We start from the raw sequence: 21,243 nt of genomic DNA, 5'->3' as shown, positions 1-21,243 counted from the left end.
ATCATGATTAAAAGAAAACACGCTGTATATGCGCTGTTGGGAACAGCGCTATTCTACGCAAGCTGTAGTTCAAAATCTGAACAAGCTGTGGCACCTAATATTGCCAACGAAACCATTACCCAGGCCTCATTAAAGTTTACTAACCAGGCAAATGTTACAGATACTACTTCATGTACCTACACTTTCCATGTGGATAATAACGGTAACGTAACCTCTGTTGACTCAACAACCCTTACGCTGAAAGCAAACTCAAAGTATAATGCCGTAGTGTATATGCTTGATCAGACACAGTCGCCGGTTTTTGTGGTATCTAACGAGATAAAAGACAGGGAGAATTATCATTTATTCTTTTATCAGCCCACCCCAATCAACGCTGCACCGGTAATCAGCAATACATCCCCTTATATTCCCGGTACGCCTGTTAACACATCGGCCGCTCCTCTTAACCTGGCTATCCAGAGAACGGATTTGGATACAAACAATCCGCCGCTTCAAATCGGCCTTACAACAGTGTTTACCACCGGTGCTGCCAGTACTGGAAACCTGCGTTGGGTTTTGCGTCACCAGCCAAACGCTAAAAACGGAACCTATTATCCGGGTTCTTCAGATCTGGATGTAAATTTTGTAACTGTGATTAAATAATTAAAGCCTAAGTACAATCAGATATGAAAAAATATATAATACTTATTTCGGCAGTGTTAATAACGCTGACCACGTTTAAAGCAAAAGCCCAGGAAAAAAGCTACTGGGGAGTATTCGGCGGTGTTTCTGTTCCAACCGGTCAGTTTGCCAATTCAGACTATGGAACGTTTTTGCATGATAATAACAAAGCAGGTTTTGCCAAAACCGGGATGACATTAGGGCTTGACGGAGCCTGGTACGTTCATAAAAACTGGGCAATTGCGGCAACTGTTTCTTACCAGGATCAGGGCCAGCTGAGTGCTAATGATGCGCATACTTTGGCAGCAGGCTATCAGGATGCCTTTGGCGTTGACCAGGGAGCAGTTACCAGTACCAAACGTTATCAAAATTTGAATGTATTGGTAGGTCCGCAATATTCATTCTTCTTTAGCAAGTTTGCGGTTGACCTTCGTGCTAATGTTGGCTTAATTAAGTCATTCTCTACTCCGCAGATTAATATCGTTATTACAGATGCCGGTATTAGTTACCCATTTGCACAAGAAAGCTCTAAAGCTTCTGCTTTTGCTTACGGTGGCAGTGCAGATCTTCGTTACAATTTCACCAAAAAACTGGGCCTCGTACTGAAAGAAAATTATGTTGCCTCTTCAGGTATAGATATTACCAACACGCAGCGGGTTAACAATGCAGGCCGTTTAGATACCAAACAGCCTATTACAATTTTGCAAACTACCCTTGGTTTAAACTTTAGTTTTTAATTAGTTCTCCTCAATAAGTCACCCAATTTGGGTGACTTATTACTAAAAATTGCAGGCGCAACTCAAATACCGCTCTTCATAAATCATAAAGAAACCGTAATGAATCCGAAGGAAATCAAAGATCGACTTAAACAATACGGGCTCAATTTAACATTGACCCGCTTAAAAGTTTTGGAAGTTTTTTTGACTAAAGACAGAGCGGTAACTTATGGAGAATTACTTAAACTAACCGATAAAGCGTTAGACCGGATAACAGTTTACCGCACGCTTAAAATGTTTGAAGAACTGGGTATTATTCATAAAATATATACAGTAAGCGGTTTACCCAATTATGCGCTCTCGCATTTCGAAAGAGAACAGATAGTATCCAATATTAATCAGCATCTGCATTTCAGCTGTATTAAATGTAAAAGTGTTTATTGCCTGGATGATCAGCTGGTACCGGCCATCTCCCTGCCTGATGTGTACGAGATTCATTCATTAAACATGGTGGTGATAGGAATTTGCAGAAATTGTAATTGTGGGTGAGGTTATTAATCCAATAATATAAGTGTGTCAAAAACGGTTTTTTTGTTTTTGATGATGCTGTTTAAACTATCTCTGCCATAACTCGTACTGTCATGAGTGCCATATTCCCTGTATATTTTTAGAATCTGCGAGGCTATAGCACTATCAGGGTTATGAACATAAAGATCACAAAGGCATAAGGCAAGTTTGTTATTAGTTGCCCTATTTGCATCCTCTTCTAAGCCCGTAAAATATTCAACCTGGACTTTACAGCTTTTGAAAGAAATAGTTTGGGGTTTACGAATTTCGGGAAATATTACTGTAAAGAATAAAATGATAAGCGCAATAATGGGCAAAACTATTGCAGCGGTTTTTCTTTCTTCCATAATAGCGACGGTTTATTTATGTGTTAATACCGTCGGTTTGATAAGGTAACCTTTTGTACTTAATTATTAAACTTTTGGATAGATATTAAATAATATTATCTATACTTTTAGCCTGCCACTTTTTATCACAAATGACAAATTTTTTAACCAAGATCAGACTGATCTATATCCCATATTTAATTATAGCTACGAGTTTTATTGTAATTTATAGCCTTTTGGACTGGCTGTTACTAATCAAAATTGAGCTACCGGTAAATGAAGAATTAGTTCATTTTTGGCTTGCTTTTGTATTACCCTGGGTTCCTGTTTTTATTTGGTTGAGTCCCCGTATAAGATTATTGGTACTAAAAGATAAAAAAGGTAATCTACCTTTTTTGTACAGATTTATTGCAGCAATAGTTATTGCTGTTCCTGTAATTATTGCACAGGATTACCTTGTTACTGCTACAGGCTCACTTACCAAATTGCAAAATATTAGTGAAATTAATGGCCAATCGCTCACCAAATATTATGAATTAAAAGAACACTTTATTGATAAGTGGCATATTGCAGTTTACCGCCGAACGGAAATAAGTGGGCGAAATAATGAAACACTTAGCCTGATTATAGATGTTGCTTGTCCAATTTTGGAGCGGCAAGAAAATCTCGGAGATTTAACAAAGCTGAATAATACCCAGTATGTAATATCCCCTAAAGCCTGGTTATGTTATGAGTTTAAAAAGAATATCAGCAATCATTTAAGTGATGATGAAAAGAACATAGAATTTAAAACATTTGATACGGTAACAAACAACGAATTTAAAGAGAAGAATTTTGATGAATTTGTTTATCTGGACCGAATTGGCAAGAATGACCGTAGGAATGCTTATTTAAAAGCGATAAGCACAAAGTTTAGCGATCTGGAAAAGCCAATAATACTTGAAGCTGTAAACAAGCCATTTGAAGCCAGAAATGGTGAAAAATTGAAATGGATTTTTTTAAGTATGGGTATAGGAGCTGCTGTTTGGTTACTGATGATTTGTATCCCTAAAATAAATACAGTGGAGATGAGAAAAAGGGAAGGATATACTTTTAGCTCAGATTGGCGTACCTTTTATCAGTCAGTTACTAAATTTAAGTCTTTCGGCAACATTCAAATTACCGTTATCATTATTGCTTTAAATGTACTCGTTTTTTTGGTAATGGTTTTTGCAGGTTTAGGCGTGATTTCTTTTGACTCGCATGATCTTTTAAAGTTGGGAGCAAATTTTCGTCCCAAAACAATCGATGGTGAATGGTGGAGATTACTCACCTCTATTTTTTTACACGCCGGGTTGATGCATTTGTTTGCGAATATGGTTGGTTTATTTTTGGTAGCAATATTTCTTGAGCCCTTGTTAGGTCGGTTGAAATATGCTGTTGCTTACTTAATCTGTGGTGTAGTAGCAAGTGGGGCCAGCATATTGTGGCATCCGGCAACAATTAGTATAGGGGCATCCGGTGCAATAATGGGTTTATATGGCGTTCTTTTGGCCTTATTAACAACTAATAAAATACATACAAACGCTAAAAGAAGTATCCTGATAATTACCCTGCCTTTGGTTGCAATAAATTTATTTCTGGGTTTTTTTGGAGGCGTTGATAATGCAGCTCACGTTGGAGGGCTTTTATGTGGATTATTAATGGGTTATGGTTTTTATTTTTGGGGAGATCTTCCTGAGCCTAAAACACAAATTGCCCACGTTAGCATAAAGGAAAATCATGATAAATAGCTAAGGAAATGTTTTTAAGCCACAAGCCCCTGTTAAAGGGGCTTGTGAACATCAGCTGTTATAGATGCGAAAAAAAGCTATTAATTATTCACTCCATGGCGAATGCAATATGCAATCGCAGAAGTTTTTTCTTTGAAAATTAGGAATCATAAAAGCACAAACATCAGCTTTTATATTGCCAAAGGTGGTTTCTGTTTTATGCTCGAAACCACTGAAAAAAGTTGGAATAATATTCTTCTTAAAATCATTTCTGGGGAAAGCCTTTATAATCTCTTCCCTGTTTTCAACACTAAGATGCTCATAACCTTCGCCCATAACATCTAAACCTACGCCCGAATACATTAAAGCTACTTCTGGCTCTTTATGTTCTGCAATGCCTATGGTGGTGTGTAAAGCAATGGTATCCCATACCAATTGTAATGATTCTTTTGGCACACCATGACTTTTCAAAAAATCGCGGGCGGCATTGGCCCCATCTACCTCGAACCGAAGATCAGGACTGCTGTAATGAGGAACTAATCCCAGATCGTGAAATACGGAGGCTACATATAACAATTCCGGATCATAGCTGAGATTGTTACGCTTGCCGTTGAGCGAAGAAAATAAAAAAACGCGTAAGGAATGGTTATATATAAATTCTGTTCCATGTTCCAATAAAAGTTCGGTAGCCTGTGTGGCTATGCTGCTGTCAGGAATGGTTATCCCTGCTACTTTTTTTAATTGATTTACTGACATAATTATTTGTTTTTACAAAGCTACAGTTACCCAATGGGGCGGTAAATGTTAAATTCCGTCAATCGCATGCAAAAATTCACAGGCGGATCTTATGTCTTTGATGAGATATTAGCTGAAATATGTAAAATGGTCAATTATAGGCCGATATTTACAAAAAGGGACCGATAGTCAATTGGGGAAAGCTGAGCGTTCTTTTTAAAAAAATGGCTGAATTGATCGGGGGTTGAAAAATGGAGTTGAAAGGCAATTTCTTTAATCGACTTTGATGAAAACTGTAAAGAGCGCTTGGCCTCTGCAATCAGTTGCCTGTTGATGAGTTCCTTGGCCCCTTTGCCGCTACATCTTTTTGATAGATCTGCTAATTTTCTGGTTGATATTCCTAATAAGTTGGCGTAGTCGGCCACTTCGTGAGAGCTTTGGTAATGGTGACTTATTAGTTCCAGAAAATGGCGATAAAGTTGATTCTCGTAACTATCAAATCCTTGCGCAAGTGAGGCATTTACGTTGGCCATTTTGATCATGATTATTTTAAGATAGGCTGCCATCACATCTATCTTATTGATATAATCCTCTTTTAAAAACTCAGTGTGCATTGGAAGGAATAAGCTGCTAAGCTCGCTTAAATCAGAAGCGCTGAGTGGAAGGCGCTGGTTGGCAGAAGCATCATTAAATAAAACAGCCTTACAATTGCTGGCGCTTTGCGGCGCCTTTTCCCAAAAACAATCGCCAAAACTCAATTCGTAGCCAAGAAAGCTTGTGCCTGGATTAAAGCCCATAATTTGCCCTTTAGCGATCAGAAATAATTCGTTCCCGGAAATAGTAAAAGTACTGTCGTCAATTTGCAGACTACCATTGCCTGATTTAATCAGGAGAATGCGATTATAAGTAAGGCGATAAGATGATAACTGTTCAACACATTCACCATCGCGAAATGTAATGAAAAATGAATCCTTCAGATCTTTTTCTACAAACGTGTTTGGAATCGTTAACATAATCACAGCAATTAATAAACCAATATACAAAGTTGCTATTTTTTAATTGTCTGCCCGTTGCCATTTAAGAGAAAAGCGTTTAAACAAAAAAGCCCTCGTATGAGGGCCTGTAAATTATATCCGAAACAATAGTTGTGGTTACTTGGCGGGTGCGCTGCTTGCTGCGTTATAGTCATTAAATGCTGCAATAATTGCATCAGCCTCATCTGGTTTAAATGCAGCTTTTTTGGCCATGGCAATCATTTTTGCTGCAAGACCTTTGTGCGCCTCTACCGGCTGGTTTCCGTAGCCTACGGTTTGGTACTTTTGCTGTACCGCGGGTACATCCGCCAGGTATTTCAGCAGATCCATATCAAAGGCATTTTGAAATTTTTTTTCGTCGTCTTTTTTGCAAAGAATCTTATAACCCTTTAGCAGATCATTTTTTCGTTGCGCCTCGTCCTGTTCTATTTTTTCCTGGGTGCCGGAGTCGCCATAAAAATCATCCGGGTAATCATAAAAACGGTATGATGTAATGCGCCCTGAAGTTAACTGTTCCATCATGTGATCGTTGGAACCCAAACTTTTCAACTGCAAATGCTCGGTGTTTACATAATGAGCCTTATTAAATATTCGGGTCCCTACTATGTACGTTTGCATGTCATCAGCTTTGTACTTTTTACCTTTTACATTAGGGTTAGCAGCATAAGAAGCCGAATCAATAAACCAGATAAAGCGCTGGTTGTACCACGGCGCATCGTCATATATGCGTACGAGGCCGCTAGCGCTGGTGCCATCTTTAAAGATAACCTTACCCGGGCGGTATACCCACGTATTCTCCTGTGCAGCACAAACCGACAGACCGAAAACAAGAACGAGGGAAAATAAAATGCAGAATTTTTTCATTGTGGTGGGTTTAATGATTAAATATACATAAACGAGTATAGGAAAGTTGATTAACGCCGGATTTCTCCGGATAAAAGTTAAAATATGTTTGAAAGTCTTGCCAATTGGTCTCGGGTTCTACTGGCAGATTGCAGGTATAATTAATCCATAGACACAGTGAATAGACGGTGAAATTTTCATCATAGCAAGATTTGCAAAGTACTTCCCTGCTTTTGTCAAGTGTTGGTGAATTTACTTTATCATTTTTATCAGATGAAAAAGACAATCGGCGGAGCCATCATAGAAAAGCCTATAAAAATGGCCGCAAGTACCCGCAAATTCTTACTGACCTTGCATATCTTATTTTCGGTGGGGTGGTTAGGCGCCGTTTTAGCTTACTTATCATTGGCAATTACAGGTTTGGTGAGCCAAAAAGATGAAATAGTCAGAATGGTGTACCCCGCATTGGCGCTGGTGGGTTGGTACGTGATCGTACCGTGCAGTTTGGCTGCCCTGCTTACCGGGCTGGTCCAGTCTTTGGGTACACATTGGGGGGGGGGCCGGTATTATTGGGTATTCTTAAAATTTCTACTGACTTTTGTTGCTTCAATCGTACTTGTAAATCATATGCCTGTGGTAAGCAAAATGGCCAATATGGTGGGTAAAGGGCAAATATTTGGTTCGGAGTATGAAAAGTTACAGATCCAGCTCCTGGTTCACGCCGCAGGAGGATTGTTAATATTATTGACCACTACGGTGTTATCGGTTTATAAGCCTTGGGGCAAAACCGGATATGGTTTGCCAAAACAGGAAGAGTACCGACAAAACTCACGGCCGTATTTATTGCTGGGAATTGCTGGTTTGGTTATCCTGTTTGTCATTGTGCACCTCATCACAGGTGGAATGCGTGGTCATCATTAATAAAATCATTAACGCAATATACCGATGCAGGACAAGGAAACATCAAAAGAACATCAAAAGCGAATTGAAACGGTTATTGATTATATTTTAAAGAATATAAATAATCATATTTCGCTGAAAACATTGGCTGATGTGGCCCATTATTCCCCTTTTTATCTGCAAAAAGTATTTAAACAACATACCGGCGAATCGCCAAAGCAGTATATTATCAAGGTGAGGTTGGAAACTACTTTGCTTTTACTGGTTATTCATCCCCATAAATCACTCAAGGAAATTGCGCTGGACTGCGGGTTTTCTTCCCCGGCTGTATTTTCACGTGCGGTTAAAAACTATTTTGGTATATCACCAGAGGAAATAAGGGAGCGTTTGCCTAAAGAAAGGATGCGACTATTTAAAATAAAAAACCCAGGTCAAATTGCCCATGATGCAACAGGCTCAGAAAACGTAGCAGATGAACTTGATGTGCAAATCAAAAAAATAGATGCGATCACCGGCTTTTACCTGACCGCGCCATGTGATGATATAGGTAAAATACAGGAAAGTTTTAAAACAGCTATCCAAATTGCACAAACAAACGATTTATTAGTTAGCGAGAGGGAAATATATGGGATACTTAGCCCGCATCAGGGAAATATTTACAAAACATTTGTTGCTGTAAACAAGCGCCAGCCATTACCCGGCAAATTAAATATGACAGAAATAAAGGCAGGAAAATATGCAACGTTGAGAATTACAGGTGGCATAAAAGAAACAATCAACGCGGGACATTTTTTGTATCGCAAATGGCTGCCTGAAAATGGTTATAAAATAGCTGATGTTGTAAGATTTGAAGTATTCACAGAAAACCCTGCCACAATCCCTTATGATGAATTGCAGAGGGAGGTTTATTTTCCTATCGAACCAATTTGAATCCTCGCTGTTAAAACCTAAGACTTCGAATAACTATGCCTGCATACACAGCCAGAGTATAACGGGTTTATACCGTAGATGAATAAACGAGGCATTATTATTATTATTTTTGTTTAAAGCCGGTAACCTGATGGAGCAATACGAGAAACTATATCTGTATAAGCGCATTGTGCAGTCCAAACTTTTTATTGACAAGCACTTTGCCGACAATATTGATCTGGATAATATTGCCGACCAGGCCTGTTTTTCAAAATTTCACTTTATCAGGCTCTTTAAATCCATTTACGGCAGATCGCCGCATAATTACCTCATCAGCGTGCGGATAGAGAAGGCCAAAAAGTTTCTCACTGAAGGCGTTTCTGTTCTGGATGTTAGCCTGCGCGTTGGATTTGACAGCCCGACCTCGTTTGCGGCTACCTTTAAAAAAATGGTGGGTAAAACGCCGTCGGCCTATCGTGGCCAGGCAATGATTAAAAAACTGGCTATTACCGCCAATCCATTATCCGCCGTACCCAACTGCTTTGCCCAAACACACGGGTGGACAAAATAGCAATTTTCAATAGCCTACACTGGTGCTTAAAGATCAATTTTGTAAGAAAAAAACAACAAATGATTACCAAATTGAGCCACCTGTGCGTATATGTCCTGAACCAGGATAGTGCATACGATTTTTATGTAAACAAATTGGGTTTTGCCGTTCATACAGATGCCCCTATGGGCGAAGGCGCCCGCTGGCTTACCGTTACCCCACCCGAACAGCCCGAATTGGAAATAACCTTATTCCTGGTGGCAGAAGGCGGCATGTTTGACAAGGAGACGGTAGCCACCATGACCAGCCTCATAAAAAAAGGCACTTTTGGTGCAGCCGTGTTTACCTGTAACGACTTAATGGCCACCTACCAGGAGTTACTAGCCAAAGGCGTGGTGTTTAAAAAAGTGCCCACCAAAGAGTTTTATGGTTACGAAGCGCTTTTTTTGGATGATTCGGGCAATTGGTTTTCACTTGCACAGGTTAATTAATAAGCCATGAAATCGATATTTAATAAAGCTGACCGGGCCGAAGTATTGGACCGTATAGATGCCCTTACCGAAAACAACAAACCGGCATGGGGCAAAATGTCTGTTGAACAAATGGTGAAGCACTGCTCATTATGCGAAGAATATTACCAGGGAAAGTTTGCGGTTAAACGGGCATTCCTTGGGCGTTTGATAGGCAAAATGGCGCTGGCCAGCACACTTAATAAAAGCGTGCTGCAAAAGAATGCACCAACTGTTTCTGCTTTTTTAGTGACCGAAGCCGTTAATGACCTCGCCAGCCAAAAAAGAAACTGGAAGGCCCTGATAGAGAGCTATAGCCATTACCCACATGAATATTTTCCGCATTGGTTTTTTGGAAAAATGACCAAAGATCAGCTGGGGCAATTTGTTTACATTCATTGCAACCATCATCTAAGTCAGTTTGGGGTTTAAATAGCAAAAATCTCGCTGTTGACCTTGTCCCACGAATACATGGAACACAAAGGGACAGGCGACATAAGAAAAACACACCGCTACTGTAAATCAACAAGTTAAGCTCGCATGTGGGCCACGCTGGGACAAAAATTTCGAAGCCGGGCCAAAACTTTCGAAAATATTGTTCAGAGCCGGGACACTAAACTCATGCCGGGACTCTTTGTTTATTCACTGCTAATTAAAAGATTGTCTGAATTCGAGCGGGGATATATTGGTCTTGATTTTAAATAATTTACTGAATGATTGAATTTGTTCAAAACCCAAAGCATAGGCAATCTCGCTAACGGACAGAGAGGTGGTAGACAGAAGCTCTTTGGCTTTATCAATCAGTTTCATATGAATGTGCTGCTGTGTGTTTAATCCGGTGAGGGAACGTAGCAATCCTGACAAGTAATGTGAAGAAACGTTTAGTTGATCAGCAACAAAGGCCACCGTTGGCAGTCCATCTTTCCTCATCATCTCGTCATCATTGAAGCGGGTATTTAACAGGTTGTTCAGTCTGTCAAGTATCTGATGGTTTGCCATTTTTCTGGTTATAAACTGGCGCTGGTAAAACCTTTCGCTGTAAGCTAATAGTGCTTCAATGTGGGCAATAATAATCTCCTGGCTGAATTTATCAATCTGCCTGTGTGATTCTTCTTTTATGGTATTGATAATGCTATTCAGGATGCCCGCTTCTGTTTCAGAAACGAACAAGGCTTCATTAACCGCATAATCAAAAAACTCATATTGCTTTATCTTTTTAGCAAGCGATGTATTCCAAAAAAAGTCAGGATGGATAAGCAATAGCCAGCCCGACTGTTCTAACAGTTTTCCTTTCTCTACCTCAACACTAATCACCTGGCCCGGCGATGAAAAGCCCATCATACCACTATCAAAATCAAATAGCTGCTGCCCGTATTTCATTTTAGTGTTGTGCACCTTTTTCAGTGCAATGGTATAAAAGTCAAAAACCAGGCTCCGGGGTTCATCATCATTCAGGTATTTGGCACCCGAAACATCAATAACGCTGATTAATGGGTGCAGCGGCGGCGGCTGGTTTCTGAATTTGTGAAACTGGCTTATCGTTTCGAGTCTGTATGGCTGTTTCATTTTTAGGGTGAACGTTTTTACATTAAAGTTCAACAACTATTTTCCCTACTGTTCGTTTGCTTTCTATTTGTAAATGCGCATTGGCCATTTGTGAAAATGGATAAACGGCAGAAATGTGTACTTTAAGAATTCCTTTCCGTAATAGCCCGGCCAGGGATTCCATTTCTTCCTTGTTTCCCTGCCCAAGCAGGATAATCAAATTTACGCCTTTTTCACGTGCTTTTTCCTGGGCCTCCTCATATTGTATTGGCACAACCGATACAATGGTGCCGTTTTTCTTCACCACATCGATGGATCTCATACGGGTTTCGCCACCGATAGGATCCAACACAAAATCAACATCCTTAACCACCTCGTAAAACTTTTCGGTTGTATAATCAATGTGTTGATCGGCACCCAGCGATAATACGAAATCGCGATTTTTGCCGGATGATGTGGCAATTACGGTAGCGCCAAGGTGTTTGGCCAGTTGTATAGCCATATACCCCACTCCGCCCGAAGCAGCATGGATCAAAACCCTGTCGCCTTTTTTAACGTTTCCTATTTTAATCAAAGCCTCCCAGGCCGTTATCCCCACAACGGGCACAGCGGCAGCCTCCGCGTAACTGATATTTGCAGGCTTATGAACCATTAAGTCGGTTTTCACGGCTACGTATTCTGCATAGCCCTTGCCCTTAGTTAAACCAAAAACAGCATCTCCAATTTCAAAATCAGTTATATCATCCGCTTTTTCAACTACCTCTCCCGAAATATCCCAACCAAGAATGGCAGGTCTTTCGCTCCCCATAAAACGGGTAAGGATTTGTTCATTTCCGCGGATGTGAACGTCCATTGGGTTCATTCCGATGTTCTTGGTCCTCACCAAAATCTCCCCATTTTTTAAAACGGGCTTTTCAATATCCTGATAAATTAGTTTGTCTGCACCTCCGGCCTCATTCAATACAATTGCTTTCATGATAAATATTTTTAGCAAAAGTATAGCGCTACCGGCAGGGCAATTTATCCAAAACGGACTTTTGTTTAGTGAAAATGAATTGATCAAATGCAGACTACCGGTATAATTACCCGTAGCCTCTGTCTACGAATAGCAGGGGTCAATTCCTCCAAATTATAAATCACCCGATTTAAATTCACGGCCTGTATAATCTTCGTTGGTTGCATTTCCATTAACCGTTACTTTGTCAAAAAGAATGATGTAACTATCAAATTCTTTAGGGTTTTTTACAATGGTTTTAATTTGCGAACCTAAAAGTTTTTCGAGTGTGGCCATTTGAGCTGTGTCGGCCGGTATGGTTTTCCCGTTTATAAATTTCACCGTCAAAGAAGTCTGTTTTTCCCCACTCTTGCTTATTTTTTTCGCTGAAAAAGAAACATCCTCAAACCCGTATTTGGTTTTAATAGAATCAATTGTTGCTGTTTTCTTTCCATTAAATTCAGGCTGATACGTTTGTGTGAATGTACAGCCATACAGCCAAAGCAGGCTTAATACAATAATGGTTTTTAGTTGATAAGGTTTTATAAAGCGCATAATCAGGGTTAAGTTTTTTTACGTTTTAAAAATAGCAATATATCCTAAGTTTTTAACTGCCAACGCTGTTTAACTGCTAATATATTGCGTAGGCTTCAAGCGAAAAAGCTTACTTGTGATATTCAAAGCGTCGAAAACCAATTTAGCCTTTGCTTAAAACCTTATTGATAACCATGCCCCTGCTTTTTGCACTCGCGAAAATCAAGCAACATCAATCACCACTTTACCCTGGGCCTTACCCTGTTTCATCAAATCATAAGCCGAAGCAACGTTTTCAAGCGTAAAGGGACTGCTGTCTACCAGCGGAATAACCAAACCCTGCTCAATTAATGCAGTGGCTGCTGTTAATATTTCCCCGTGGTGGGCGCGGCCTTTGCCGGAGATGAGCGGATATAAGGTAAACACACCCGAATAGCTTGCACCGCGGAAAGACAGGGGCGCCAGGCTGTGTGTGCCCCAGCCCAAAATGCTTAACACATGGCCGGTATACTGCTTTGCTGCTTTAAACGAAGCATCCAGTGTAGCACCACCTACGGTATCTAAAATAATGTCGAATCCTTCTCCGCCGGTATATTTTTGCAGGTAATCTTCCGGCGTTGAGTTTTTGTAATCAATAGGCGTAGCACCATAGCTTTTTATCAGGTCGAACTGAGTGGGGTTAACGGTTGCAAAAACTGTGGCGCCTTTTGCCTGGGCAATTTGCACGGCTATGTGCCCTACGCCTCCGGCTCCGCCATGTATCAATACCGATTTGCCTGCGCTAACAATGGCACGATCCACCAGGCCCTCCCAGGCGGTAATAAAAATTAGGGGTATGGCGGCGGCATCATGCATGCTCAGGTTTTTGGGTTTCAGGGCCAGCAGGTCGGCATCAACAGCAGCAAATTCTGCTAGCGAACCCTGCACCCCGTTTATGCCGCCGGTCATGCCGTAAACCTCATCGCCTTTTTTAAATTTGGTTACGCCCTCGCCCACTTCTTCTACAATGCCGGCCATATCTATCCCTAAAATGCCCGGCAGTTTGGCTTTGGCATGTGCGGCTTCGCCTGCAACAATTTTCAGGTCGAGCGGATTTACCCCGCTGGCTTTAATGTTAACCAAAACCTGCCCTTTTGCGGCACGTGGCCTTTCAACCTCTTTTAACTGGTAAGGGCTGTTAAATGCTTCTAATACTAAGGCTTTCATATATTTTTTTTAATGTTTTATCTGAATTGATACACCAAAATTCGGCACAAAGCGTACTATAATTGTTGTATTTGTACATCAAAATGGTGTACTTTTGCATTATGGTAAAAGATCATCTGCGCCAGCCCTTCGAGCTGGTTTTAAAAGAGTATCTGGATGAATGCCCCCGTGGTCTGCATACCCATACTTTTTTTGAGTTGATTTACATTGTTGATGGCGACGGAAAGCAGCACATTAACGAAAACGAAATAGACTATAAAAAAGGCGACTTGTTTCTGGTTGCTCCCAACGATACCCATATCTTCAGGATCAGAAATGCCACGCAATTCTTTTTTATCCGCTTCAATAACAACTTTGTTCATACCGAAAAAAAGGAAAAGGAGCTGGTTCAGCAACTGGAACTCATCCTTCGCAATGCCCGGCACGAGCCCGGCTCTATTTTAAAGCACCAAACCGACAAATTGTTTGTTACACAGCTCATGGCTATGCTGATTAATGAACACCTGCATCATAACCTGTATCAGCAGCAGCTTATTTCACAGCTGGTTAACACTTTACTGGTGCTTATTGCCCGCAACCTGAGCCAGGCATTGCCCGAAACAGTGAATGAGCAGAGCGAAGAAAAAATTATGGCCATACTGCAGTATATCCAGGCTAATATCTACTACCCCGAGAAAATGCGGGCAGAGCAGATCAGCAATCAGTTTGGTATTGCAGAAAATTACCTCGGGAGCTATTTTAAGAAACATATCGGCGAATCATTGCAGCAGTACATTGTAAATTATAAACTGAAGCTTATTGAAAACAGGCTGCTGCACAGCCATATGCGCATCAACGAAATTGCTGATGAATTTGGCTTTACTGACAAGAGCCACCTCAACAGAATTTTTAAAAAATACCGGGGCATGAATCCTACTGAATTTAAAAAGAGCTGGGGAGAAAGGTTAGGGGTAAGTGCGGGTTGATGCAGGACAGCACAGACATGAGTACGCCTACCACTTTTCATCGCTGTATACTCGCGCCAGAATGAGATAGTTAATTCACATTCTTCATACTCTCTCTCACAAATAAGCTTTAATAATCGCTTCTTTGCGCGTGGCTATTCCAGCAATAATCTCTTGTGATTCATTAATTTTCTTTTCCTTCTTTTCGATTTCTTTGATAAGTTTTAGTTGAATCTCTTGTGATGGCACCTTAATGGTAAGGCCTCTCATACTATCCATTGAAGCACGATTAGTTCTTGAGAATCTTACGCGCTCTCCTTCTTTTTGAAGAACCCAGGCTAAATACTTTGGCTTTATTTCATCGCTTTTAACGCGCAGCACTCCGCAATGATCAGTAGGGTAAAAAGGCTCATTTTCAGGAACTAAATTTACCATCCAATCACCGTCGATCCCCCAAAGAACAGAAGGAGTACTAAAATCTTTTATTAATTCTTTATCGATATGTCCGAATGGTTCAAATACATTTGCGCTATAAACAGGAATGCCAATCCCATTGTTGTTTATTTCATCTTTTAATACTCGTTTACCGATAGAAAGTTCAAAGTGATTAGTATCACTTAATCTAAAACTTGTCTTTGCCATAGAGAAAGCTTCGTCAAAAAGGCCCTCAACCTCTGCTTTTAATATATCGAGTTTTTGCAATGTTTTGTTAAATTCATTATCAATTGTGTCCCAGGCCTCAACCAGTTGTTTTTGTATTTTAAGAGGCGGAAGGGGGATTTTTTGATTGTATGCATCATCTCTGTTCAAGCCGGGAACCCCAGTTCCCCCCGTTAACTGCTCTAATCCTAACAAATCAAGCATTAGAAATAGGTATTTGTAATCAGTTTCTGAGTTTAGTTTTTTGACATAAAAAGTAGTATCTATTGGTGTAGAGTTTTCAATAATCCAATTCACTTTTCCGGCACTTCCTTTTCGGCCAATGACGATGCAAGGGCCTTCTACAAGATAAGAATTATGATAACCAACAATTCCATTGGATCCAACAACAGGGTACTCGCCATCAATTCTACTATTTTCTGGCAAATTATTTCCATACTCCAAACTCATTATTTTGCTTATTTTTTCACCATTCCATTTGCTTTCAATTATTAAATTCTGTTTTGGAGTTATGCTTATTGACTTATTAAAATCAAGTCGTGAAAATTCCAACATATCAATTAACCTGGACTGTACAACAAAGGGATATAATTTCTCTGGTACCTCAAAAACTCCACCTTTAAAATTTTGATGGATCAGGTGGTTGATTTTCTCGTCATTAAATTTATCTTGAGGATCGTATAATGGGGTATTAATATTATCCAAATTAAAAATATTGCTCAATACCCGTTTATCTCCTTCTTCCCAGGCAACATTTCCCTCATCATCATCGTCACCTTCCATTTTATCTAACTTTACACCACCTAAATACTTTATACCTTCATTGCCCTTAGCAGTGCTCCACTCATAACCAAGAAATTCTTTCATTTCCGATGTTTTCGATGGGCTCTTAATAATCAGAACTTTTTGTGGGTTTTGGCTTGCCAAAACGAAAAAATAAAGCTTTTCTTTCTCGTTGTCGAATAGATAAGAAAAAAAGCGTTTTTTTAGTTCACTTTGTTGCTCTTCTCTACTTAGTTCTTTAAAGGTCTTCTTCTTTTTCAAATTCTGGATATCCGACCATTTATCAAACTCCCTTTTATAATCTAAGAAAATCTCTGACTTGAGTAACTCTTCGTTTGGTTCACCCTTAAGTAAGGTCTGATAACTCACAAAATCCAATTCTAAATGAGTGCAATATTGTTTTAAATATTGCTCATCTTCAAATAGTCCATCTTTGGTTTTGTCAAAATTAAACCATGCATTTACTCTGTTTTTAAAGTGGTCAGCAGGTGCCGGGTTTTCTTTTCTGCGTCTGATAAAAAGTGTGACTGTATTTGTTCCTGTTTTTCCAAAAGTTCCACTTCCAAATTCTGCAATGGCGATTATGTCAAAGTATTTCAGTAATAACTCGCGAGTCGCAACAAAAATATTCGTCGATTTGGATGTACTCTTGGCTTTACCTTTATTCAAAATAGAGGCAGGAACAATTATACCGGCAACGCCCCCTGGTTTCAATAGTTGTTTAGCCCGTTCGATAAAAAAAGCTTCAATGCTATTATTATTCGGAAAACTCTTCTCTCCAACCGTTTCAATTAACTTATATTTTTTCCTTTCTGATTCCGATAATGTTTCGAGAAATCCTTTGACGCTGTAAGGAGGGTTAGCAACTAAGAGAGAAAAACTATTATCTTTGATGTTTTTATCATCCATCTCTTTACCGGATGATAGGGCATCTGCGTATATAATATTAATATCGTCCTGACCATACATAAAAGCAGAGACTTTGGCTACTTTGGATAAACGATATTCTTTTTCCACGCCATAAACGGTTTCATAAAAACTTTTTAAATTTGCCTCCTTCTTTTTCTCAACAATAGATTTGATTTCTTTCGCATACTCATTTAAAAAATGACCAGCGCCACATGCAAAATCAATCACTTTGGGTATTTCGTCTCCTTCTGTAATTAAAACTTCTAGAGGTAATGATTTAAGGATAAATTTTACAATTGGCATTGGGGTAAAAAATTGCCCTTCCGATTGTTTAACACCCTGATCAAGAAACCCTTCGAACATATCACCTAAGAACTGATTGCCCTCGCTTGCAGACTCATTATCAGACTTCAAGCGCAAATCTTGAAGCATTTTAACGATCTTCAAAAGAATCGTTGTATTTTGATAAAAAAGCTTTTCGTTATGAACATCAATAAAGCCAAAATCATTATTATTGAAGAATTTTAATTCTCTAAAATATTTTTTGATTGTATCTTTTGTGGCATCCGGATCATTTTTGAAAAAATCAAACGCATTATCTATTTGATCTGCACTAATATATACTACTTCTTCTCCAAGAAAGCGCTGCATACCTTCTTGATATAATTTTTGAAGACGATCAATTAAACTAAACTGATCATCATAAGCGATGCCTTTCCAGTAAAATTTTAGTTCCTCAGGATTGTTCGTTTCGTCAACTATTTTGCATAAAAACAGACTTACCAATTTGTCAAAAGCATTTTCACGTCCGGAAACATTATGCTGCCTTAAAATAGTTGCAAATTCATGATATTTGCCTTGAATATCATTGCTGTTAATGATATTTAAATCTTTAACTGAATATTTTGTTTTTCCAATCTCATATGCTGGAATATCTTCTTCAAATAGCCCCTTTGTAGAATAATCTTGCTGATAAGTTTCATTCCAAGCTCGGAAAATATCCTCTACGTCGAGTCCCTTAGCTTTTTCGAAAGATAGCGGCGACTTCTCCGCTAGTTCTAAAAGTAACTTTTCATTGTCCTTTAAAGTGAGTAAATAATTATACCAAACTATTCTTCCATCGACATAGTCCGAGGAATAAAGGCATACAAATTGCGTACTACCAGATTGTTTTGCATAGGATAGTATTTGTCCTCCGTTCAATGAAGTTTTCTTCCAAGCAGTATCAAACTCTTTTCCTTCTGTTTTACACTCAATAATAAGTAAGGACTTTCCGGAATTATCTTTCACCATTATATCTGCCCGTCCACCGCTTGCTCCATGTCCAACTTTCCACTTAGGTTCGAGTTCAAAATGTTCTGGTTTATAACCCTTTTCAAGCAGTCTATTAACACATTCAAAAACTACAAAATTTTCGTTTTGACTAAAGCTACAGGTTTGTCTTTCATTAACTATAAAACCTTTATCCTCAGGATAAATGAGTTTCTCCTCTTTGAAATCAACTTTTAGATAAACATCCGTTTCTTTGAATTTTTTAATAAACGTATCTTTTGTACCAGAAAAACCAAGTTTTAATATAAGTTCTTTAAAATTATCCTTTGTTATCATTTACTTCTAAGCTGTTTCAGGTAAATTGTAAATGTACGATAGCAAAATTAATCTCGTAATTAAAATTGAGAATCAAGGCATCAAATTACATAATCCGCTGTTCGAAGTTTATAAATCGAACAACTATGCCCGTAAACCTCAGCCTACCCACAAAATCAATCCGTAAACACAGTATACCCACAGCGATGAAATTACTTGCGTAATGTATTAACTTGCCTTGTAAAAAAAGATTGATTGCCAATCGCCGCAATTTTACATGGAAATACTGGATGAATTAAAAATTACGCTTCAGCAAATTACCGGCATCGCTGATAAAGATTTGTCGGTTTTAGATAAATTATGCTCGGTTAAACGGTACCCAAAGAAAGCGTTTTTTCTTAAATCGGGCGCTATGGCATTGCATTCGGGTTATGTTATGGAAGGTGCGTTCCGCGAGTATTATACCGACAACAATGGCCGCGAGTATAATAAGGCTTTTTCTTTTAAAGGCGATTTTACAGGTTCCTATTACGACCTGCACATACAAAAGCCATCCCTGGTAACCATTGAGGCCCTGGCTGATAGTACAGTAGTGGTGATCGACCATAAAAAATATCAAAAGCTTGTTCAGTCCGATGCCTTTTGGTTAAAGGTGTCGCACACCCTGGCCCACAACCTGCTGATGAAGAAATTTGAAAAGGAACTCCAGCTGCTTACCCTCACCGCTGCCGAGCGTTACCAACTGCTTCAAACGCAATATCCCGAACTGGAGCAATTGGTGCCTGCTTATCATATCGCCTCCTATTTAGGTATCACACCTATTTCTTTAAGCCGTATCAGGGCGCAGAAAAGCAAATAAATTTCTTATCATATGATAATTGATTTGGCTACGCTAAATCTGAATTTTACCAGGGTTAAATTAAACGTAACCACTAAAATTCAAATGATTATGCTCTAGACACGCATAACGAATACCAAAAATTTGCCCGGCAGCTCAAATAACGATTTTTGTTAATGACACAAAGGTAGGGGGACGCGAAATTTATCTTCCCAAAGGCACTACAGGAGCACGGAAAATTTATTTTTACTACCTTAGTTATCATGAAACTTCTTCTCACCTCCAGTGGTATTACTAATCCGAGCATTCACCATGCGTTGGTTGATTTGTTGGGTAAACCCATCGAAGAATCTAATGCCTTGTTCATTCCGACGGCGATTTATCCTTTTAAATATGGCGCACGCTACGCCTGGAACCCAATTAGTGGAAATTCCCAATCACAACTCTGCACCTTACCATGGAAAACCCTGGGGTTACTAGAATTGACCGCGCTGCCCAGTATAGAAAAGGCAATTTGGCTGCCTGCGGTCGAGGAGGCTGATGCTTTGCTGTTTTGGGGGGGCGACCCTCTGTACCTCAGCTATTGGTTACAGCAAAGTGGGCTGGCACCGCTATTGCCAACATTACTGCAAAAAACCGTTTATGTAGGCGTAAGTGCCGGAAGCATGGCGGCAAGTAAAATTTTCGGCGAAACCTATTCGGTGCCACGCGGCGGAAGCGGCATACCGCTTAGCTCAGAACAATTGATACTTTCAACGCCAGAAGGAGAAATAAGCACGACGTTGATAACGGCTAATGGAGCTGGCTTAGTAGACTTTGCAATAATCCCCCATCTGGACAACAAACAACATGCGGATGCATCTATTGCCAACGCAAAAAAATGGGCTGCTCGCATACCCGCGTCGGTATATGCAATCGACGACCAAACGGCGATTAAAGTGGTAGACAATGATATCGAAGTCGTATCCGAAGGCGATTGGACATTGTTTTTCCGTTCCCGCCAAAAATAACGATAAAGCAAATCGTAATTCGTTCAAACAAAAGCAAGAATCGCAAGGCTCACAACGGGTTACCAGCTGCTTCAACAGCAATATCCCGAACTGGAGCAATTGGTGCCAGCTTATCATATCGACTCCTATTTGGGCATCACCCCCATTTCTTTGAGCCGTATCCGGGCGCAGAAAAGCAAATAAATTTCTTATCATATGATAATTGATTTGGCTACGCTAAATCTGAATTTTACCAGGGTTAAATTAAACGTAACCACTAAAATTCAAATCATCATGTTAAGAACAATAGCTACCTGGATCCTCACCATTTTACTGACACTTTTTTTTATTTATGCCGGATATAAAAAACTAACCGGCAATGAAGTTACCGCGCAACATTTTCACGATTGGGGTTATGGGCCATGGCTGCTGAAATTTGTAGGCTGCCTGGAGCTCATCGGCGCGCTACTGCTTTTATTTCCAGCCACGGCAACCAGCGGCGCATTGCTGCTTTGTTTAATTATGACTGGCGCATCGTTCACGCTGCTCAGCCACCAGGTATGGCACACATTTGCGGTTACCTCCGTTTGCCTGGTATTGTTGCTCTTCGCAGGTTATTTACGCTGGAACCAGAGTTGGATACTCGGGGTTTTCAAAATGCATAATTGATCCGTAGACTGCGTCTACCTACAGCCGGTAAAATATATATTGGTTTTGATATGCAGTGTTTTAAGTGGATTTTTATATTTGTTAC

22 protein-coding genes are annotated in these 21,243 nt (G+C 39.7%); 13 read left to right on the top strand and 9 right to left on the bottom strand.

Annotated elements, in window-relative coordinates:
• The first annotated feature begins 3 nt into the window (after positions 1 to 3).
• From JN11_RS04430 to JN11_RS04420, 3 genes are all read left to right on the top strand, one after another.
• The gene (locus JN11_RS04430; protein WP_144910017.1) at positions 4 to 642 is read left to right on the top strand and encodes a hypothetical protein; all 639 of its coding nucleotides are present in this window, start codon (positions 4 to 6) and stop codon (positions 640 to 642) included.
• Between the two features lie 23 nt (positions 643 to 665).
• A complete protein-coding gene (locus tag JN11_RS04425) occupies positions 666 to 1,397 on the top strand; it encodes an outer membrane beta-barrel protein (RefSeq protein ID WP_144910015.1) in 732 nt (243 codons plus the stop codon).
• Between the two features lie 99 nt (positions 1,398 to 1,496).
• Positions 1,497 to 1,925, top strand: a complete 429-nt coding sequence (locus JN11_RS04420) for a Fur family transcriptional regulator (RefSeq protein WP_144910013.1) — start codon at positions 1,497 to 1,499, stop codon at positions 1,923 to 1,925.
• 5 nt (positions 1,926 to 1,930) lie between these two features.
• On the opposite strand, the gene JN11_RS04415 is transcribed toward JN11_RS04420, so the two are convergent.
• Positions 1,931 to 2,290, bottom strand: a complete 360-nt coding sequence (locus JN11_RS04415) for a hypothetical protein (protein WP_144910011.1) — start codon at positions 2,288 to 2,290, stop codon at positions 1,931 to 1,933.
• A 464-nt stretch (positions 2,291 to 2,754) separates the two neighbouring features.
• Here JN11_RS04415 and JN11_RS04410 point away from each other — a divergent pair, with 464 nt between their 5' ends.
• A complete protein-coding gene (locus tag JN11_RS04410) occupies positions 2,755 to 4,041 on the top strand; it encodes a rhomboid family intramembrane serine protease (protein WP_170227690.1) in 1,287 nt (428 codons plus the stop codon).
• 84 nt (positions 4,042 to 4,125) lie between these two features.
• On the opposite strand, the gene JN11_RS04405 is transcribed toward JN11_RS04410, so the two are convergent.
• The 3 genes from JN11_RS04405 to JN11_RS04395 form a co-directional block, all read right to left on the bottom strand.
• The gene (locus JN11_RS04405; protein WP_144910007.1) at positions 4,126 to 4,776 is read right to left on the bottom strand and encodes an HD domain-containing protein; all 651 of its coding nucleotides are present in this window, start codon (positions 4,774 to 4,776) and stop codon (positions 4,126 to 4,128) included.
• A gap of 134 nt (positions 4,777 to 4,910) precedes the next feature.
• The gene (locus JN11_RS04400; protein ID WP_144910005.1) at positions 4,911 to 5,768 is read right to left on the bottom strand and encodes a helix-turn-helix domain-containing protein; all 858 of its coding nucleotides are present in this window, start codon (positions 5,766 to 5,768) and stop codon (positions 4,911 to 4,913) included.
• A 138-nt stretch (positions 5,769 to 5,906) separates the two neighbouring features.
• A complete protein-coding gene (locus JN11_RS04395) occupies positions 5,907 to 6,653 on the bottom strand; it encodes a hypothetical protein (protein WP_144910003.1) in 747 nt (248 codons plus the stop codon).
• A 252-nt stretch (positions 6,654 to 6,905) separates the two neighbouring features.
• Here JN11_RS04395 and JN11_RS04390 point away from each other — a divergent pair, with 252 nt between their 5' ends.
• The 5 genes from JN11_RS04390 to JN11_RS04370 all read left to right on the top strand — a co-directional run bounded on the left by JN11_RS04390 (position 6,906) and on the right by JN11_RS04370 (position 9,932).
• Positions 6,906 to 7,553 (top strand): hypothetical protein, encoded by a 648-nt coding sequence (locus JN11_RS04390; protein WP_211360645.1) that lies wholly within the window; start codon positions 6,906 to 6,908, stop codon positions 7,551 to 7,553.
• A gap of 24 nt (positions 7,554 to 7,577) precedes the next feature.
• Positions 7,578 to 8,462: an AraC family transcriptional regulator gene (locus JN11_RS04385; protein WP_144910001.1), complete on the top strand. Its 885-nt coding sequence runs from the start codon at positions 7,578 to 7,580 to the stop codon at positions 8,460 to 8,462.
• 109 nt (positions 8,463 to 8,571) lie between these two features.
• Positions 8,572 to 9,012 (top strand): helix-turn-helix transcriptional regulator, encoded by a 441-nt coding sequence (locus tag JN11_RS04380; protein ID WP_211360644.1) that lies wholly within the window; start codon positions 8,572 to 8,574, stop codon positions 9,010 to 9,012.
• Between the two features lie 59 nt (positions 9,013 to 9,071).
• Positions 9,072 to 9,482 carry a VOC family protein gene (locus JN11_RS04375; RefSeq protein WP_144909999.1) on the top strand — a complete coding sequence of 137 codons (411 nt, stop codon included), beginning with the start codon at positions 9,072 to 9,074 and terminating at the stop codon, positions 9,480 to 9,482.
• A 6-nt stretch (positions 9,483 to 9,488) separates the two neighbouring features.
• On the top strand, positions 9,489 to 9,932 hold the full coding sequence (locus tag JN11_RS04370; RefSeq protein WP_144909997.1) for a DinB family protein: 444 nt from the start codon (positions 9,489 to 9,491) through the stop codon (positions 9,930 to 9,932).
• Positions 9,933 to 10,148: 216 nt separating this feature from the next.
• Here JN11_RS04370 and JN11_RS04365 read toward each other — a convergent pair whose 3' ends face one another.
• The 4 genes from JN11_RS04365 to JN11_RS04350 form a co-directional block, all read right to left on the bottom strand.
• Complete coding sequence (locus JN11_RS04365; protein ID WP_144909995.1) at positions 10,149 to 11,066, bottom strand: helix-turn-helix domain-containing protein; 918 nt, start codon at positions 11,064 to 11,066, stop codon at positions 10,149 to 10,151.
• Positions 11,067 to 11,088: 22 nt separating this feature from the next.
• Positions 11,089 to 12,021 carry an NADP-dependent oxidoreductase gene (locus tag JN11_RS04360; RefSeq protein ID WP_144909994.1) on the bottom strand — a complete coding sequence of 311 codons (933 nt, stop codon included), beginning with the start codon at positions 12,019 to 12,021 and terminating at the stop codon, positions 11,089 to 11,091.
• A gap of 153 nt (positions 12,022 to 12,174) precedes the next feature.
• Positions 12,175 to 12,594, bottom strand: coding sequence for a hypothetical protein (locus JN11_RS04355; protein ID WP_144909992.1), 420 nt, complete (start codon positions 12,592 to 12,594; stop codon positions 12,175 to 12,177).
• A 201-nt stretch (positions 12,595 to 12,795) separates the two neighbouring features.
• Positions 12,796 to 13,779, bottom strand: a complete 984-nt coding sequence (locus JN11_RS04350; protein WP_144909990.1) for a zinc-dependent alcohol dehydrogenase family protein — start codon at positions 13,777 to 13,779, stop codon at positions 12,796 to 12,798.
• Between the two features lie 101 nt (positions 13,780 to 13,880).
• Here JN11_RS04350 and JN11_RS04345 point away from each other — a divergent pair, with 101 nt between their 5' ends.
• On the top strand, positions 13,881 to 14,744 hold the full coding sequence (locus JN11_RS04345; protein WP_144909988.1) for a helix-turn-helix domain-containing protein: 864 nt from the start codon (positions 13,881 to 13,883) through the stop codon (positions 14,742 to 14,744).
• Between the two features lie 96 nt (positions 14,745 to 14,840).
• Here JN11_RS04345 and JN11_RS04340 read toward each other — a convergent pair whose 3' ends face one another.
• Positions 14,841 to 18,683, bottom strand: a complete 3,843-nt coding sequence (locus JN11_RS04340) for an N-6 DNA methylase (RefSeq protein ID WP_144909986.1) — start codon at positions 18,681 to 18,683, stop codon at positions 14,841 to 14,843.
• Between the two features lie 256 nt (positions 18,684 to 18,939).
• Here JN11_RS04340 and JN11_RS04335 point away from each other — a divergent pair, with 256 nt between their 5' ends.
• The 3 genes from JN11_RS04335 (at position 18,940) to JN11_RS04325 (ending at position 21,158) form a co-directional block, all read left to right on the top strand.
• Positions 18,940 to 19,521 (top strand): Crp/Fnr family transcriptional regulator, encoded by a 582-nt coding sequence (locus JN11_RS04335; protein WP_144909984.1) that lies wholly within the window; start codon positions 18,940 to 18,942, stop codon positions 19,519 to 19,521.
• 242 nt (positions 19,522 to 19,763) lie between these two features.
• The gene (locus JN11_RS04330) at positions 19,764 to 20,510 is read left to right on the top strand and encodes a Type 1 glutamine amidotransferase-like domain-containing protein (RefSeq protein WP_144909982.1); all 747 of its coding nucleotides are present in this window, start codon (positions 19,764 to 19,766) and stop codon (positions 20,508 to 20,510) included.
• Positions 20,511 to 20,783: 273 nt separating this feature from the next.
• Entirely contained in the window at positions 20,784 to 21,158 is a 375-nt protein-coding gene (locus JN11_RS04325; RefSeq protein ID WP_170227689.1) for a DoxX family protein, read from the top strand.
• The last annotated feature ends 85 nt before the right edge of the window (positions 21,159 to 21,243 follow it).

Source organism: Mucilaginibacter frigoritolerans, from assembly GCF_007830615.1.
Classification (GTDB): Bacteria; Bacteroidota; Bacteroidia; order Sphingobacteriales; family Sphingobacteriaceae; genus Mucilaginibacter; species Mucilaginibacter frigoritolerans.
Note: the sequence above shows the minus strand (reverse complement) of the source record. Positions and strands in the feature narration are given on the sequence as shown.

Bases quoted from the DNA above. Each gene is read 5' to 3' on its own strand.
- JN11_RS04430 (WP_144910017.1), top strand. From the start codon at position 4: ATGATTAAAAGAAAACACGCTGTATATGCGCTGTTGGGAACAGCGCTA.
- JN11_RS04425 (WP_144910015.1), top strand. From the start codon at position 666: ATGAAAAAATATATAATACTTATTTCGGCAGTGTTAATAACGCTGACC.
- JN11_RS04420 (WP_144910013.1), top strand. From the start codon at position 1,497: ATGAATCCGAAGGAAATCAAAGATCGACTTAAACAATACGGGCTCAAT.
- JN11_RS04415 (WP_144910011.1), bottom strand. From the start codon at position 2,290: ATGGAAGAAAGAAAAACCGCTGCAATAGTTTTGCCCATTATTGCGCTT.
- JN11_RS04405 (WP_144910007.1), bottom strand. From the start codon at position 4,776: ATGTCAGTAAATCAATTAAAAAAAGTAGCAGGGATAACCATTCCTGAC.
- JN11_RS04400 (WP_144910005.1), bottom strand. From the start codon at position 5,768: ATGTTAACGATTCCAAACACGTTTGTAGAAAAAGATCTGAAGGATTCA.
- JN11_RS04395 (WP_144910003.1), bottom strand. From the start codon at position 6,653: ATGAAAAAATTCTGCATTTTATTTTCCCTCGTTCTTGTTTTCGGTCTG.
- JN11_RS04390 (WP_211360645.1), top strand. From the start codon at position 6,906: ATGAAAAAGACAATCGGCGGAGCCATCATAGAAAAGCCTATAAAAATG.
- JN11_RS04385 (WP_144910001.1), top strand. From the start codon at position 7,578: ATGCAGGACAAGGAAACATCAAAAGAACATCAAAAGCGAATTGAAACG.
- JN11_RS04375 (WP_144909999.1), top strand. From the start codon at position 9,072: ATGATTACCAAATTGAGCCACCTGTGCGTATATGTCCTGAACCAGGAT.
- JN11_RS04370 (WP_144909997.1), top strand. From the start codon at position 9,489: ATGAAATCGATATTTAATAAAGCTGACCGGGCCGAAGTATTGGACCGT.
- JN11_RS04365 (WP_144909995.1), bottom strand. From the start codon at position 11,066: ATGAAACAGCCATACAGACTCGAAACGATAAGCCAGTTTCACAAATTC.
- JN11_RS04360 (WP_144909994.1), bottom strand. From the start codon at position 12,021: ATGAAAGCAATTGTATTGAATGAGGCCGGAGGTGCAGACAAACTAATT.
- JN11_RS04355 (WP_144909992.1), bottom strand. From the start codon at position 12,594: ATGCGCTTTATAAAACCTTATCAACTAAAAACCATTATTGTATTAAGC.
- JN11_RS04350 (WP_144909990.1), bottom strand. From the start codon at position 13,779: ATGAAAGCCTTAGTATTAGAAGCATTTAACAGCCCTTACCAGTTAAAA.
- JN11_RS04345 (WP_144909988.1), top strand. From the start codon at position 13,881: ATGGTAAAAGATCATCTGCGCCAGCCCTTCGAGCTGGTTTTAAAAGAG.
- JN11_RS04340 (WP_144909986.1), bottom strand. From the start codon at position 18,683: ATGATAACAAAGGATAATTTTAAAGAACTTATATTAAAACTTGGTTTT.
- JN11_RS04335 (WP_144909984.1), top strand. From the start codon at position 18,940: ATGGAAATACTGGATGAATTAAAAATTACGCTTCAGCAAATTACCGGC.
- JN11_RS04330 (WP_144909982.1), top strand. From the start codon at position 19,764: ATGAAACTTCTTCTCACCTCCAGTGGTATTACTAATCCGAGCATTCAC.
- JN11_RS04325 (WP_170227689.1), top strand. From the start codon at position 20,784: ATGTTAAGAACAATAGCTACCTGGATCCTCACCATTTTACTGACACTT.